Consider the following 15,894-nt stretch of genomic DNA (forward strand, 5'->3'; position numbering starts at 1 on the left):
TTTATCTCCTTCGTGTGCCGCATATAGCAGCTCCGCCTGTGTGTTTTACTGCATCGTGTATGTCTTCAGGTAGTAACTGTAATGTGCCGCTTTGAGGGTTGTGGTGCCAAACCATTCCAGGAGGAGCCTTATCTCCAAAAGGATTTCCTTTGCCAAATGCCGATTCATTAGCCTTTCTAAAATCTGCTTTGTCTGACGAGAAGCCACCTATATTTACATTTTTGACCGCATATCTAGAAAAATCAGGGAACCCTTTTACATTAAATGGAACTCCATGAGGATATTTTCCTACAATGCCTGGATGCTTTTTCTTTAAACTATCAGGTAAGTCTTGTAACGGCATGGTCTTGCCTGCGTAGCAAGAATTGATAGGCATGCGGCCATTAACTTTGCTAACGTTAGTTCGACTGGAGTGCGTATTATACTGTGCGCCTGGTTTTAGTTTCTTTAAGCCGTAGGGGTCTGCCCATTGGATTGGGTCAGGTCCATACTCATAAATATTTTCTCCTCCCCATAGCCCAATCGGATCCCGAGAAATAAACCTTCCGATCTCCGGATCATAGTAGCGATAACGGTTGTAGTGCAGCCCGGACTCCTCGTCCTGGTACTGCCCCTGGAAGCGGAAGGGATTGCGGATGCCGGCCTTGTTGGTGGCGTCGGCGATGATTTCCCGCGCTTGCCCCCAGGCCTGGTAGTCCATCTCCAGCGCCAGTGCGCCTTGTTCGTCGGTCAGTGCCTGCGGGGTGCCCAGGTGGTCGGTGTGGTAGTAGTACACCGCCGTCGGTTCGCTGGGTTCCGGCGCCGGCTTGCGCAGCGGGTCCTGGTCCGAGTCGTAGGGATGGTGCTGGCTCCAGCGCGGCACTTTGACGCCGCGCACGGCCTCGGTGTGGACTTGAGCCAGCGGCACGAAGCTGTCCGGCTCAAACAGATAATGCACCGCTTGTTCGTCGCGGGTCTCGAAGGCCAGCACGTCGCCGTCCCAGCCGTAAAGCGTGGTCTGGCCGGCCTGGGTTTTGGCGATGCGGCGGCCCAGCGGGTCGTAGTGGTAGTCGGTGCGCTGACCGTCCGGCGCGGTCAGGCGGGACAGACGGTTGTGGCTGTCCCATTCCAGCTTGGTGAGCGCGCCGTTGACGCGTTTTTCAACCAGGTTGCCGCGGCTGTCGTAGCGGTAATGGCGGCCGGCGTACTGGCTGAGCAGGTTGCCCAGCAGGCTGTTGTCCTGGTGGCCGTCGGCGGCCGGGGTGTTGTCCAGCAGGTTGCCGGCCGGGTCGAAGCGGAAGCTTTCCACGCCCTTGGGGGTGGCGGCTTCCAGCAGGCGGCCCACCGGGTCGTAGCGGTAGTTGAGCTGGCCGGTGCGGCTGTCCGCGATGCCGGTGAGCTGGCCGGCGACGTCGTACTGGTATTGGCGGTTCCACTGGGTGGAGCCCATCAGCCGCTGACTGGTCAGGCGGCCGGCCTTGTCGTAGCTCTGGTGCTGTTGCAGCGCATTGCCCAGCACGCGCTGGGTTTCGCGGTGCAGCTTGTCGCGCTCCAGGTTGACGATGTCGCGTTGGCCGAACAGCAGGCCGTGCACGTGGCCGCTGCCGTAGCTGAGGATGTCCACGCGGCGGCCGTCCGGACGCACGCTGGCGACACGGTTGCCCAGCGGGTCATGCTCATGCTGCCAGCGGTAGGTTTCCTTGACGCCGGCCACGCTGTAGCCGTGGTGTTCTTCTATGACATTGCCCACTGGATCGTAAATCCAGCGCAGGCTGGCGTAGCGGTTCTTGGCCTGGTACAGCCGGCCGGCGGGGTCGTAGCCGAAGCTTTCCAGGCTGCCCGGCGCGCTGCGTTCGATCAGGCGGCCGGCGCCGTCGTAGCGGTAGAGGGTGGCGACATCGCCTTCCTGTTGTTTTTCCAGCTGGCCGGCGGCGTTGTAGTGGTAGCGGGTGGGGCTGCCGTCAAAGCCGGTTTCCGAAATCAGCTGGCCGCCGGCGTCGTATTCGAACAGATACTGGCGGTGGTTTTCATTGCGCAGCGCGGTCAGCCGGCCCAGCTTGTCGTATTTGTAGGCCAGGCTGTGGCCGTTGGCGTCGGTGCGGGTCTGCAGCCGGCCGGCTTTGTCGTAGTCGTAATGGGTGGCGCGGCCCAGCGGGTCGGTGAGTTTGAGCAGGCGTGCTTCGGCGTCGTGCTCCAATTGCGTGGCCTGGCCGTCCGGTAGGACGATGGCTTGCAGCGTGCCGTTGGCCGCGTATTGATAGCGGGTGGCGCTGCCCATGGCGTCGATGATCAGCTGCGAGCGGCCGCGTTCGTCGTACTGCCATTGGGTGGCGCTGCCGGAGCAGTCGGTATAGCTCTGCAGCAGGCCGTCCGGGCGGTAGGCAATCTGCTTCTTGCCGCCCTTGGCGTCGGTGATGGCCACCGGCAGCCCCTGTTCGTTGTAGGCGTACTGAGTCTTGTGGCCCAGCGGGTCGGTTTCCTCGATCAACTGGCCCTTGTCGTCGTAGGCGCGCAGCCATTTTTCTCCCAGCGGATCGGTGATTTCCACCAGATTGTCCTGGGCGTCGTAGGCGAAGGCCACTTCGCTGCCGTCGCGGCGCTCGTGCAATACCAGATTGCTCTTGTCGTCGTAGGAGAAGCTGTCTTGCGAGCCGTCTGGGTAGATGTGGTTGACCAGGTTTTTCTGGGCGTCGTAGTCGAACCATTCTTCCTTGTGGTCCGGGTAGATGATGCGGTAGTTGTAGCCCTTGTCGTCGAAGTAGTACTCGGTGGTGCGGCCGTAGGCGTCGGTGACGTAGGTGAGGTCGATATTGTCGTCCCAGGCCAGGCGGATGTCCTGGCTGCCGTCGTCGGCGTATTCGCGCACGGCGCGCGCGTCCAGGTGCTTGCCGTCCCACTCTAGATGGATGCCGCGGCCGGTGCGGTCGGTGTAGCGGGTCAGCAGGTGGTGCTGGTACTGGTAGCTCCAGCTTTGACCGTTTTCATCGCTGGCGGCCAGCAGGTCGCCGGCGTCCGCGGCCAGCGGGCCGGCGTCGTCGTATTGGTATTGCGCCAGCGTACGCAGCGGCAGGCCGGTTTCCGGGTTTTGCAGGCTGATGCGGACAATGCGGCCGCGCGCGTCGTGGCTGAGGTCCGCCACGTAGCCGGCGCTGCTGAGCAGCTGGATCAGCCGGCCGTCGCGGAAGTTCATCGCGATGCTGTTGCCGGCGCGGTCCTTGATCAGCGCCAGGCGGAAGCTGTCGCCGTGGCGTTCGTATAGTTGCACCAGGTCGTGGCCGTAGGTCTGGGAGATCAGGGTGTCGGACAGGCGGCTGAGGGTGAAGCCTTCCAGCTCGTCCTTGAGGGATTCGCCCACCGGCAGCAAGGGGTAGTCCAGCGTGCGGCAGCTGTCGTCGTGGAGCTTCAGCGCTTCGCCTTCGATGTCGAAGCGCGCGCCGTAAGCCACGCCCCAGCGTGCGCCCAGATCGCCGCGGGCGTCGTTGCCGTCGAAGTTGGAGCGATATTGCCGGGTCCAGATGATGGGCAGCACGCCGGGCAGGCTGAAGTCGGTATGTTGCAGCGATTCTTCGCCCAGCACATAGCCGATGCTGTTGGGCGAGGCGGCGCAGGCGCATTTGGGCGGCGGCTTGATCTTGCCCTTGAAGCGGCTGGTGACCTCCTGATAAAGCTGCTGGGTGCCTTTCTTGGCCTTGTTGGTGACTTTGTTGGCCACCGCGGCGGCCTTCTTGGGCAGGTGCTTGAGGAAGGCTGCCAGCAATTTGTTTAGCAAGGGCTTCAGGTGGCTGGAGTACATGGACAGCAGCTTGGCGGTGAGCTGGCCGGCCCAGGCCAGCAGGGTGCGGCCCAGGCTCAGCATCATGCGGGCGGCGGCGCTGCCTTTCAGCGCCATGTCTATGCCTTTGGCCGCGGCCACGGTCATGCCGGCGGCGGCTTCTTTCTTGGCGCTGGCGGCGGCGCGGTTCAGCGCGTCCAGTTCCGCGCCCACCGATGCCCAGAAGCCTTGCTTATTGGTTTTCTCCAGATGGTATTTGACCGGCGCTTGCGGCACGTGCTGTTTGACGTAGCCGCTGAAGTTGCCGGAGCCCAGGCTGATCAGCAGATTGGCCAGGTCCGAGATGATGACCTTGCCCTTGCCGCCGCAGGTTTCCAGCGTGCTCTGCATTTTGCTGTCTACGTGCTTGACCCATTGGTCCGGCATATTGCGGAAGTCGGCCGGCAACATATTGGCCACTTTTTGGGTCAGCGAGGCGGACAGCTCCATTTTCAGCCAGTCGCCGCCGGCGCGGCGCACGCTGCTGGCGCACAGCTTCAGCGTGGGGCGCGCGCCCATTTTGAACAGGCCGCCTGCGGCCGGCACCACGCCCACCAGGTCCACGCCCAGAAACAGCCAGTCGAAGACGTCGACTTCCTGTTTTTTCTTGCTCTTTTCCGACATCTCCATCAGGTCGACGATGACGTCGCCCACCGAGATCAGGTTGCCGACAATGGGCACCGCGCTGCCTATGGTCTTGAGGCTGTCCACCGACAGATGCCCGTCGCTGATGCTTTGCAGCCATTGATCGAAGGTCTTGCCGGTTTGCTGGATGACCTGGGCTGCGTTTTGCGGCGTGCCGTTGATTACGGCGACGGGTTTGGCTTGGGCTGCGGTGCTCATGTCGGAGGAGGGCTCTTAAACGATATTCTTGATCATGCCGGCGGCGGAGGGGAGGGACGCGCCGGAGGCAAGTTGTTTGATGTCGCGCGCTTGTTGCAGCGCGGCCTGGGCTTGGGAGGCCATGGCTTTGGCCTGGTCCACGGCGCCTTTGGCCTGGGCCAGGTTTTGCGCCAGGCCGGCGGCGCCGGGCGGCAGCGCCTTGCCTACCAGGCTGCCCAGCTGGCTCATGGCCTGCTGCTGCACCGCGGCGCCCATTTTTTGCAGCGCCGCTTCCGGCTGCGGCACAAAGGGGAAGATGTCCGCCTCGCTCTTGTGCGGCCGGCCCAGGAACTGCACTTGGGCCGGTCCGGTGGGCAGGCCGTTGACCATGGCCTTGCCGGCGGCGTCCAGCACGCCGCTGTGCTTGACGCCCAGCGCGTCGGTGAGCACGAATTTGCCCTGATCCATGGAGTAGCCGTTGGCGAAATCGTGAATCACTTGCAGATTGCCCATGCCCGGCTTGTTGAAGGTAGGCGTGGGCGTGCTGAGGCTGGCCGGGCCGGTGAGCGCGTGGCTGGCGCCCTTGACGCTGACTTCGCCCGGGCAGTGCACTTCGATATTGCCGCCCTTGAGCCGGATATAGCCGCCGCCGCTGGTGAGCAGGATTTCCTGGCCGGCGGCGATTTCCACCTTGCCCTTGCAGGCAGTGACGGTCACATCCTTGTCCGCGGTCACCTCGATGCTGTCGCTCTGTGCCTGCATCTGGATCTTGCCCTTGGCGGCGATCAGCTTCAGCGCGATCTGATCCTTGACCCCGGCGACGAACAGGCTGATGTGCTGGCCGACGTTATGCAGCCAGCGCCGGCCCGAGGTTTGGTTGCTGTCCCGCTGCGCCACCAGGTCCAGGTTAGTGCCGGCGGCCACGGTCTGGCTTTGCTGGCTCAGGCTGGCGATGCCGGCCGGCGCGGACAGCACGATTAGCGGTTGCTGGCCGGCTTGGTCCTTGGCGGTTTTGCCGTCCTTGTCGGTGTTGGAGCCGGCTTCCCAGGCTTTCAAGGCCGCGGCCTGGTGTTGCAGATGGCCTTCGGTTTTCTTGGCGGCTTTGGCGTTGTCCGGGCCAATTTCTTCCGGCCCGGTTTCCATGGTGTCGGCCTGCTGGCCGCTGGCGGTGTCGCCCAGGCTTTGGCTCAGGGCCAAGGCCGCGTCCAGCTGGCTTTGCGCCTGTTCGCGTGCCAGCTGTTTGCCGGACGCGCCGTTCTGCGCTTCGGTGCTCAGCAGCAGGCCGTGGCCGGCGCGGATGGCGCCGTGGTTGTCGGTGCGCAGTTCGAAGCCGTCGCCGCGCGGCTCGGCCTTGCCGTTGCTGCGCGGCTGGGTGAGGAAGCCTTGGTTGAGTTGGGTTTTGCCGGGTTCGCTCGATAGTTTGGCGCGGACTTCGCCGGGGGTGTCGTCGAACAGCAGTTCGTTGTACTGGCCACCCTGGTGTTCTTTGGATTTGATGCCGGACAGGGTCTTGTTCGCCGGCAAGGCGCCCGCGCCGCTGAAGTCCGGCGGGGGGTGGCTGCCGTTGTAGAGCACGCCGGTAATCACCGGGCGGTCGATATCGCCTTCGATGAAGTCGACCAAGACTTCCTGGCCGATGCGCGGGATGAATTGGTGGCCCCAGCCGGCGCCGGCGCTGGGCATCACCACCCGCAGCCAGCAGGAGGATTTGTCGTCCATCCCCGCGCCTATGCTCGGGTGTTCTTCCGGCCGCTGCCAGTGGAATTGCACCTTGATGCGGCCGTGCTGGTCGGTGTGGACTTCTTCTCCTTGCGGTCCCACCACGGTGGCGGTCTGCACGCCGCGAGACTTGGGCTTGGCCAGTTCGGTGTGGGCGTAGGCCGGGGTCAGCGGCACGCCGCGGCGCTGGGCGTCGAAGTCGGCGCGGAAGGGTTGGGCTTCCTTGCCATCCTGGAAGGCTTTGAGATCCGCCGGCAGGTTGTTACGCGCGCTTAAGGCTTGGCGGGTGACGACGAATTCGCGCTGTTCGCTGCTGTCGCCGTCGTGGGCCGGATGGTCGTCCAGGCGGAACCACTGGCCGGCGGCCAGGCCGCGCACGCTGCCACCGCCGCTGAATTGCTTGGCGTTCAGGTCATGCGCTTGCTGGCGCAGCTGGGCGTAGTGGCTGAGCTGGTCGGCGTCGCCGGCGTAGTACAGCGATTGCGGGTCGTAGTCGTGCAAGGAGGATTGCAGCGCCTTGCCGTTCTGGCCCTGATCGATGCGGCTGTCGTCGCCGCTGTGCTGGGTGGAGACAGGCTGGTAGTCGAAGCTGGCCAAAGCCACCGCGCCGGGCACGATCTGGCGCTGGGCATTCCACTCGGTCAGGCCGTCCTCGGCTTCGGTGGCGTCGCTGCGGTGGAAACGCACCCGCTCGACGCCGGCCGGCGGCAGGCTGTAAGGGTCGTCGAAGGCGACCAAGCGCACTTGTGGCGTGTCGCCGTCGAGGTGATCGAAACGCCAGGCGTAACCCTCTTCGTGCAGCAGGCGCACGATGAAGTCGTAATCGCTCTCGCGGTATTGCAGACAGTAGCTACGCGGCGACGCCGGGCCGGTCTTGAAGTCCTGGGCCTGCACGCGGGCGAACACCGGATTGGCCTGCTGATGCTCGCTCAGGATCTGCGTGACGATGTCCGGCACCGACTGATCCTGGAACACCCGCGAGCTTATGCGGTGCCGCAGCAGCGCGAACGGCGGCTCTATGGTCAGCTGGTAGCGGCTGAAGCCGCCGTCCGAGCCCAGGCACTCGGCCTTGGACACCACGCCGCAGCGCAGGCTCTCCGCGCCGGCGGCGTCGAGGATGCCGAGCCGGGCCGGCAGGCCGAGCAGGCTCTTGAGTTCGATCTTGCCGTCCGGAGACAGACAGGTCAGCTGGTAGGCGTAAGACCGGGACACGCCTTCTTCGCCGGCCAAGCTCAGCGGCAGCAATTGCTCGGCCGCCACGCTGCCGTCGCCCAGGCTGAGGGTGAGCAGGCGCTGGTCCTGGTTGAAGGCGGAGGCGAAGCTGGCGAGCAGGGTGCTGAGGTCCATGGGGCGCTGTCAGGCTGGGTCAGCCTTGTACCTTGTAAACGTTGGAGGAAAGTTGCAGGGTGGCGTCGAAGGTGACCGGCGGCCGGTGCGGATGCACTTTCAGCACCGCGTCGACGCGGAAGCGCAGGTGGCGTTCCATCTCGCGCGGCGCGTCCAGATTCACCCGCACGCGGGACAGCCGCGGCTCGTGCACTTCGATGGCGCGGCGCAGTTGCTCGCGCAGCAGTTCCCGGTCTTGCGGATTGAGCAGGCTGATGCCGGACAGGTCCGGAATGCCGAAGCTCAACATGCTGTCGTGGGCCTGCGGGTACATGTCGAACAGTTCTTGCAAGGGCGCGAGCCGGGTGTTCAGCAGCGCTTCCAGATCCCGCGCCAGCGAGCGCTTGATCTGCGGCAGTTCGTACAACATGGTTTCCGCGCCGTGGCTGTTGTCCGGCTGGTCGTCCAGCAGCCGGTCCAGCACCGACGGCAGGATCTGGGCGTGGCGGCTGCTGTGCATGGCTTACAGGCCGAAAATGGATTGGAGCTGGTTGGACAGCAGCCAGCGGTAGGCGACAAAGATGCCGGCGCCCACCACGGCCAGCAGGGCGAAGTACAGCCACAGCGGCAGTTCATGGCGGACAAAGGCCTGGAAGCGTTGCGGCAGCTGCCAGTTGGGCGCGAACTCGGCCTTGCCGCCGCGCACTTGCTGGATTTCCTGGCCCAGCTTGTGGGTCAGGTAGCCCAGCTTTTCCTGGCCTTCCAGCAGGTATTTGCCTTGGAAGCCCAGCAACAGGCAGGTGTAGAACACTTCCAGCGGCTCGATATGGGCGGCCGGGTCCAGACGCAGTTGTTCCAGGCGGTTGAAGAAGCCCTCGCCGGCCAGATGCTCGCCAAACAGCCGCAGTTGCAGCGGCATGCGCTCCCATTCGTCGCGGATGTCGAACTCGGAGGACAGAATGATCTCGTCCATCAAGGCGCAAAACGCGTACTTGGAGTGGTTGATGGCGTTCTGGTCCTTGCCGAAGTTGCGCGCGTTGCGCTCGTACTGGTTCAGAAACTGGTCGACGCGGCGGTTGAACTCCACCGCGCTGCTGGGGGCGTTGCCGTCCCGGAGCAGGAACAGCAGGTAGATGCCGTCTTCCAGCATTTCGCGCAGGGTGGGCGCCGAGGCGGAGGCTACGGCCAGCGGGCGTTCTTGTAGAGTTGCGGCGGTTTGGTTCATGGCGGCCTCAGCGGAATACGGCGATCAGTTCAAGCGTCAGGTTGGAGAGCGTCTGCGGCATATAGATGCAGATGCTGCGCGATTGCAGCATGCGGCCGAAGATCTCGCCGTGCGGCTCCAGCGCGAAATAGTGGTTGCCCACGCGTACCGGAATGGCGGACGGCGTTTGCGCCGCATGGCTGAGCGCCACGCCGCGCATGGCGGAGTTGAGGATTTTTTCCACGTCGTCCGGCGCGCCGATCTTCATCTTCAGCGGCACGCTGTCGATGATCTGGCTGGCCGGCAGTTCGCTCTGCACCGACAGGTAGTAATCGACGTTCTCCAGCAGGCGGTCGCTTTCCAGCCGGCCGATGTAGAAGGACGGTTTGGGCGAATGCAGCGGGATGATGGCGTAACGCGAGGAGATCACGGTTTCCAGCAGTTCTCGGATCTGCATGTCCAACGCGGCCAGCACGGCGTGCAGGTCGTCGTGGCGATAGGCCGGGATGTCGGACAGGGTGTAATGGGTGGAGAAGGTCTGCAGCTCGCCGCAGAATTCGGCCAGCGCCAGATACAGCTCTTCCGGATGCAGCGGGCTGGACAGCGACAGGTGGCGCAGTTTGGCGAAGTTGCGGTTGACGGTGTGCAGCAGCCAGAAGGAGCTGATGTCGCTGGAGCTGTACTCCATCACGTTCTTGGCGCGTTCGCGCTGGCCGCCGGACAGCGCCTGGTTCTTGACCAGCAGGATGTCCAGCAGGCGGCGCAGCATGTGGCTGACCTCGCGCGAGCCTTCCACCGTGGCCAGCGGAGGAATGAAGCCGCCGCCCAGGCCCCATTGGCCGGTGGCGTCCTTTTCCAGCCGGCACAGCGGAATGGCGTCGTAGCCGTCGCGGTTCTCTTCCTCGATCATCAGCCGCACGTCCAGCTCCAGCGTGGACAGATCGGCGTCCAGCGCCTGGGTGTAGAGATCGGCCACTTCCGCGCTGGCGCTTTGGAAGCGAGTGGGGCGGGACATGAGCTCGCCGTTGCGGGTGTTGCCGCCGTAGGGCTGCATATGGGCGAGACAGGCGTAAAGCGTGGTCTTGATGCCGGCTTGCGGCAAGGTGTTCAGATCGCGGGACAGCGGCAGCGGCGCGCTGGCCGGCGCCTGGAACAGCGTGCCGTCCCGGAACAGGATGGACAGCCCGTCGATGCGGACGGTGCCGCCCTTGAGCGCCTGCTCGTCCAAGACGATGTGTTGCAGGCCCCAGCCGTGGCGTTGGCTCAGTTGCTGCCGCGCGGCGACGTGCTGCTCCAGCAAGAGGGTTTGCTGTTGAAAGTGCTGCGGGCGCAGGAACATGCCTTCGCCCCAGAGCACTCGTTTGGCTTGTTGCATTACTGATACACCTTGTCTGGAAATCTACTTCAATCTCAATTGCGCCTGGAAATTCATCGGCTTGTCAGCCGGGCCTGGCCGCCGCGGGCGAAGAAGCGCATGGGCTTTGAGCCACGTCATGGCCGGAACGGCCCGCATCCGGTAATAACACCCTGTTCAAACTGTGTACACGATCGCTAAAATGCGCGACATTTTGCAGCAAGAGCGGCGCCCTTGTCATGCAAAAGAGTTTGTTAATTTTCAGCGTCGGCCCGGGGCCGCGGCAGGCTTCAGTTTCGGCTGCCGGCGCAGTCCGCCTTGGCGGAAGCGGGCTGGCCGGGCAGGGTCAACGCTTTGGGTTTGATGGCTTCCAGGTGGCAATCGGCGGCGCGGAAGCTCAGGTCTTTGCTGCGGACGGCGTCGGCGTCGTACAACAGGCGCCAGAAGTGGGCGTCCGGACGGCGGAAAAAGCCGACGACGCCGATGAACTGAGCGTCTTTTTCAATGGTGACGTCTTCTAGCGTCACTTTACCACCTGGCAAAAAGGTCAGTTCTTTGCTGTTGATCAGACTGTCGCCCAGCAGTTCTGATTCAGGCTTGCCGCTGGACAGGGCCTCCATGGTCAGGCGGTTGAAAGCCTGCTGGTTTTTGAGCTGGTAGACATGCACCACCACGGACAGCGGTTTGCCTTTGGCGTCGCGGTTTAGCGACGGGCTGCCTTCCGCTTTGATGTCGATGGTCTTGGTGCTGGAACAAGCGGTCAGAGAGGCTATGGCGATGGCGTAAAATAGGGCGCGGGCCCGTTGCCAGCTGGGGCGTTTTTTCATCATGACGGCGGTTCCTAACGATTGGATTTGTGACTATCTGCTATCGAAAGTATCCCAAATTTTTGGTTTAATTGGAATGCATGCTCCGTCGCAAATTGATTTGCATACGGCGGTTAAAATCAGAGATCGGGTAGCTCAAGCTATTGATTTAAATTGTAATGTCATTTATCGTCTCGCGTCAAAATGCATTTGAACTATATCTTGCCGATCCTGGTGCTTGGCATCGTTTTGCTCCTGTCCTGGCTGGGCTGGAAATTCTTCTTGGGACAGCCCCGCATCTTGGAAGGGAGCCGCTCGCCAAAGCCTGTTCTGCCTGGGGCGGAGGCTTTGGCTGGAGCCATGGCCGCAGGGCCGGAAACACTGACTGAAAAGCGGGCGGTGAGCGCCGCTTTTTTGCGTGCGTCGCGCCGGGCGCCCAGCGCCGCCGCGCGTTACTGGCGGGTGTGGCTGCCGGTGGTGTCGCTGTTGCTGGTGGCGCTGGCGGTGGCGATCACGCTGAAATTGAATCGTTTTCATCGCAGTCCCGAGTTCGAAGCGGCAGAATATGCGCAGGGCATAAGAATTAAGCAAACGCTGTTGGAAGAAAAACTGGTGCCCCCGCCGCCGCTTCCGCCGGAAGCTTTTGTCAACGTCATAGCAGAGCGGCCCAGCTTGGGCCATGCGGACCGGGACTGGAGCAAGCTGAATCCGGAGTTTGTGCAGGTGGTGCTGCGGGTGATGGAAAAAATGAAGGCCAGGGGCTTCCCCATGGTGCTGCTGGAAGGCTATCGCAGCCCGGAGCGCCAGGACTCGCTGGCGGGGCAGGCCACGCTGGTGACCAAGGCCAAAGGCGGACAGAGCAAGCATCAATACGGCCTGGCGGTGGATTTGGCGCCGATCCGCGAAGGCAAGGTAGTGATATCGGAACGCGATCCCTGGGCGATGCAGGCTTACAACGCGCTGGGGGAAGAGGCGACGGCGGCCGGCCTGACTTGGGGCGGCAACTGGAGCTTCAAGGACTTCGGGCATATCGAGCGCTCAGGCTCGCTGAAGTCCCTGCTCAAAAAATAACGGTTTAAAAGAAGGTGGTGGGTGTTTATGAAAGGTTGGCTGCGTCACGCCAAAGTGGCTTCGGCAATCGGGTTCCTGATCCTGATCGCTTTGATCTGGTTCCTGGGGCCGTGGTTGGGCTTGGAGTCGCTGGAGGCCCGTTTGGGCTGGATTATCGGCGTCATGTTGTTTTGGGTGCTGACCCTGCTGGTGGGCCAGGTATTGGCGCGCCGCGCCGGCGGCCTGCTTGAGCGCATGCTGCGCAAGCAGGCGGACGAGGCGGTCATCAACGCCAGCTCCGACAAGCGCGCCGAGGTCACCCTGCTGCGCCAGCGGCTGCTGGGGGCGATCGACACCCTGAAGAAATCCAAGCTGGGCAGCGCCAGCGGCAGCGCCGCCTTGTACGAGCTGCCGTGGTACATGATCATCGGCCACCCGGCGGCGGGCAAAAGCTCGGCCATCCTACAGTCCGGCCTGACCTTCCCCTTCAGCGACAAGAGCGGCATCCAGGGCGTGGGCGGCACCCGCAACTGCGACTGGTTCTTCTCCACCGAGGGCGTGCTGCTGGACACCGCCGGCCGCTACGCCACCCAGAGCGAAGATAGGGTGGAGTGGCTGGAATTCCTCAAGCTGCTGAAAAAACACCGGGCCAAGGCGCCAGTCAACGGCATCTTGATCGCCATCAGCCTGCCGGAGCTGGCGCAGCACCATAGCGAAGGCTTCACCCTGTACGCGCGCCAGATCCGCGAGCGCATTCACGAGGTCTGCAACACCTTCGGCCTCTTGGTGCCTATCTATCTGGTGTTCACCAAGCTGGACCTCTTGGGCGGTTTCGCCCAGTTCTTCCAGGACGCCAGCGACGAGGATCGCGCCAGGGTCTGGGGGGCGACGCTGAGCGCGGACCAGGGCACGGGCTTCGACGTGGCCAATGTGACCGGCCAGCAGTTCGAGCTCCTGTACCGCGGCCTGGTGCAGGCCGGCGAGGAAAAACTGATCCAGTACCGCGGCGATCAGGTCAAGCCGGCCCATTTCGCCTTCCCCATCGAATTCCACGGCTTGAAAGAGGCGGTGGTCAAGTTCGTCAAACTGCTGCACGAAGAAGACCCTTACCACGCGCGGCCTTTGCTGCGCGGTTTCTATTTCACCAGCGCCCTGCAAGAGGGCGTGCCGCGCATCGTGGCCGCCAATCGCGTGCAAGGCCAGTTCGACCTGAGCCAGGGCGGCCAGGAGATGAAGCAGGCGCCGGCGTCTTACAGCTACTTCCTGCGCAATCTGTTCCGCGACGTGCTGTTCCAGGATCAACACCTGATCTCCCGGCAGACCAAGCCCAGCGGCAGCCGCTGGCGTCTGTTCGGCATGGCGGCCGGAGTGTTGTCGCTGGCCGCGCTGGCCAGCTTCTGGACCTGGTCCTTCATCGGCAACCAGCATTTGCTGGACGAGGTGAAGGCCGAGCGCGCGCAGGCGCAAAAGCTGGCCGCCAGCGGGCAGCTGTACGACAAGCTGCGTTCGCTGCAGATCCTGCAGAAGCGCCTGGAGGAATTGCAGTCCTACCGCAAGAACGGCGCGCCGTGGCAAGTGGGCCTGGGCCTGTACCAGGGCAAGGAGCTGGAGCCGCAACTGCGCCGCGAGTACTTCGCCGGCCTGAAGGAAGCGATGCTGCGCCCGGTGCAGCGCAATCTGGAAACCACGCTGGTGGCCCTGAAGCCGGAAGCGCCCGCGCCGACGCCCGCGCCCGCTCCGGTGGTGAGCGAACCGCCCAAGCCGGCCGCGCCGGCTCCGGCGCCGTTCAAACCCAAGCCTAAAAAGCACGCGCCGCGCGGCGGCCTGCCCAATATCAACTTGAGCGCGCTGGATTGGCCGCAACGCGCCACCACGGCCAAGCTGGAAGCTTCCGCCGCGCAAGGCGAGACCGCCGCTGCGCAACGCAATCCGCAGCAGTTGGACGCCAGCTACAACGCCTTGAAAACCTATCTGATGCTGCACGAGCAGAAGCGCATGGACGAAGCGCATTTGATCGACCAGCTGCCGCGCTACTGGCGGCCTTACCTGGAAAGCCAGCGCGGCCAGTATTCGGTGGAAGAGGTGATGGCGGTGGCCGAGAAGCTGGTGGCCTTCTACGTCAGCCAGATCAAGGAAGCGGACCTGCCGCTGATCGACAACAACGCCAAGGTGGTGGGCGAGGCGCGCGAGGTGTTGCGCGGCTCCTTCAAGCGCCTGTCCGCTCAGGAGCGGGTGTTCAATGAGATCAAGGCCCGCGCCAACACCCGCTTCGCGCCGCTGACCGTGGCGCGGATCCTGGACAACCGCGACCTGGACGTGATGGCCGGCAGCCAGATGGTGGAGGGGGCCTACACCCGCGAAGCCTGGAACGGCTACGTCAAAGCCGCGATCGACGAAGCCAGCAAGGGCGAAATCCGCAGCGACGACTGGGTGCTGGCCTCGTCCTCTCAGGACAATCTGGGCCGGGACGGCGACGTGGAGAAAAACCGCGCCGCGCTGGAAGCCCTGTACCGCGGCCAATACGCCGCCGCCTGGAAGAAATTCCTGATCGGCGTCACCACCCGCGACTTCAGCAACCCGGCTCAGTCCGCCTCCGCGATGGCGCGGCTGTCCGACAAGCAAAGCTCGCCTATCAAGCTGGTGCTGGCGCGCGCGGCGATGGAGACGGCCTGGGACAACCCGTCCGAGCTGAACCGCTCGCTGGAAAACGCCAAGCAGTCGATGCTGGAAAAAACCGCGGAATTCCTCAAGGGCGGCAGCGCGCCGGCCCAGGCGGACAAGGCCAAGCTGTACGGCGAAGTGGGCCGCCAGTTCGCCGGCGTCGCCCAACTGGTCAAGGGCGACAATCCGCCGATCAACGCCTACCTGGATCAGCTGGCCAAGCTGAAAGCCAAGCTGGCGGCGATCTCCAGCACAGACGAGCCCGGCCCGCAGGCGCGCGCCGCCTTGCAGGCGACCCTGGGCGGTTCCGGCTCGGAGCTGGGCGACACCGCCTCCTTCGTCGACAACACCCTGCTCAGCCAGGTCACGCCGGAAACCGGCGAGATGGTGAGGCCCATGCTGGTGCGTCCGCTGACCCAGTCCTACAACGCCTTGCTGGGGCCGGTGGCCAACGACATCAACCAGGCCTGGGCCAATGAAGTGCTGCCGCAGTGGAAGCAGCTGGCCGGCAAATACCCGTTCGCGGATTCCAGCAACAGCGCCTCGGTGGCGGAGATCAGCCGCTTCGTCAAAGCCAACGACGGCACGCTGGACAAATTCATCAACAAATACCTGAACGGCCTGGTGCAGAAGAAGGGTGACCAATTGGTGCCGCGCGCCTGGGGCAATATGGGGGTCAAGTTCAACCCGGCCTTCCTGTCCAGCGTCAGCAGCCTGTCCGCGCTGGCCAACGCCCAGTTGCAAGACGGCGAGAACACCCGCTTCGAACTGCAGCCGACGCCGACGCCGGGCCTGTCCGAAATCGTGTTCGAGGTGGACGGCCAGGAACTGCGCTACCGCAACGGCCCGCAGGCCTGGCAGCCGTTCACCTGGCCGGGCAACGGCCAGAACGCCGGCGCCCGCATCCAGGTGGTGTCCTACAGCGGCGCCAGCAGCGTGGTGGGCAACCAGCCGGGCCGCATGGGCCTGATGCGTTTGCTGTCCAGCGCCAAGGTCAGCCAGGACAGCCCGGACTCCGCCCAGCTCACCTGGAACCTGCGCAAGGCCGACGGCGAGGCGCAGACGGTGAAATTCAATTTCCGCATGGTTGGCGGCGTCAATCCGCTGCAACTGAACAAGCTGTACAAGCTGACCTTGCCTGAGCGCGTGACGCTTTAAGGGA

8 protein-coding genes are annotated in these 15,894 nt (G+C 63.7%); 2 read left to right on the forward strand and 6 right to left on the reverse strand.

What is annotated here, in order from left to right; genetic code table 11:
* Position 1 precedes the first annotated feature (1 nt).
* The 6 genes from AB1Z25_RS02105 to tssJ form a co-directional block, all read right to left on the reverse strand.
* Positions 2-4,633 carry an RHS repeat-associated core domain-containing protein gene (locus tag AB1Z25_RS02105; RefSeq protein WP_486636481.1) on the reverse strand — a complete coding sequence of 1,544 codons (4,632 nt, stop codon included), beginning with the start codon at positions 4,631-4,633 and terminating at the stop codon, positions 2-4.
* Between the two features lie 15 nt (positions 4,634-4,648).
* On the reverse strand, positions 4,649-7,678 hold the full coding sequence (locus AB1Z25_RS02110; protein ID WP_486636482.1) for a type VI secretion system Vgr family protein: 3,030 nt from the start codon (positions 7,676-7,678) through the stop codon (positions 4,649-4,651).
* Between the two features lie 19 nt (positions 7,679-7,697).
* Entirely contained in the window at positions 7,698-8,177 is a 480-nt protein-coding gene (gene tssE / locus AB1Z25_RS02115; protein ID WP_227106718.1) for a type VI secretion system baseplate subunit TssE, read from the reverse strand.
* Between the two features lie 3 nt (positions 8,178-8,180).
* A complete protein-coding gene (icmH, locus tag AB1Z25_RS02120; RefSeq protein ID WP_081548565.1) occupies positions 8,181-8,882 on the reverse strand; it encodes a type IVB secretion system protein IcmH/DotU in 702 nt (233 codons plus the stop codon).
* Between the two features lie 7 nt (positions 8,883-8,889).
* Positions 8,890-10,236 carry a type VI secretion system baseplate subunit TssK gene (gene tssK / locus AB1Z25_RS02125; protein WP_486636483.1) on the reverse strand — a complete coding sequence of 449 codons (1,347 nt, stop codon included), beginning with the start codon at positions 10,234-10,236 and terminating at the stop codon, positions 8,890-8,892.
* A 269-nt stretch (positions 10,237-10,505) separates the two neighbouring features.
* Positions 10,506-11,045, reverse strand: a complete 540-nt coding sequence (tssJ, locus tag AB1Z25_RS02130; RefSeq protein WP_107798022.1) for a type VI secretion system lipoprotein TssJ — start codon at positions 11,043-11,045, stop codon at positions 10,506-10,508.
* A 198-nt stretch (positions 11,046-11,243) separates the two neighbouring features.
* Here tssJ and AB1Z25_RS02135 point away from each other — a divergent pair, with 198 nt between their 5' ends.
* Both AB1Z25_RS02135 and tssM read left to right on the forward strand, forming a co-directional pair.
* Positions 11,244-12,092: a M15 family metallopeptidase gene (locus AB1Z25_RS02135; protein WP_253315661.1), complete on the forward strand. Its 849-nt coding sequence runs from the start codon at positions 11,244-11,246 to the stop codon at positions 12,090-12,092.
* A 27-nt stretch (positions 12,093-12,119) separates the two neighbouring features.
* Positions 12,120-15,890, forward strand: coding sequence for a type VI secretion system membrane subunit TssM (gene tssM, locus AB1Z25_RS02140; protein ID WP_253315662.1), 3,771 nt, complete (start codon positions 12,120-12,122; stop codon positions 15,888-15,890).
* The last annotated feature ends 4 nt before the right edge of the window (positions 15,891-15,894 follow it).

This window comes from Chromobacterium sp. HL1, assembly GCF_057418835.1.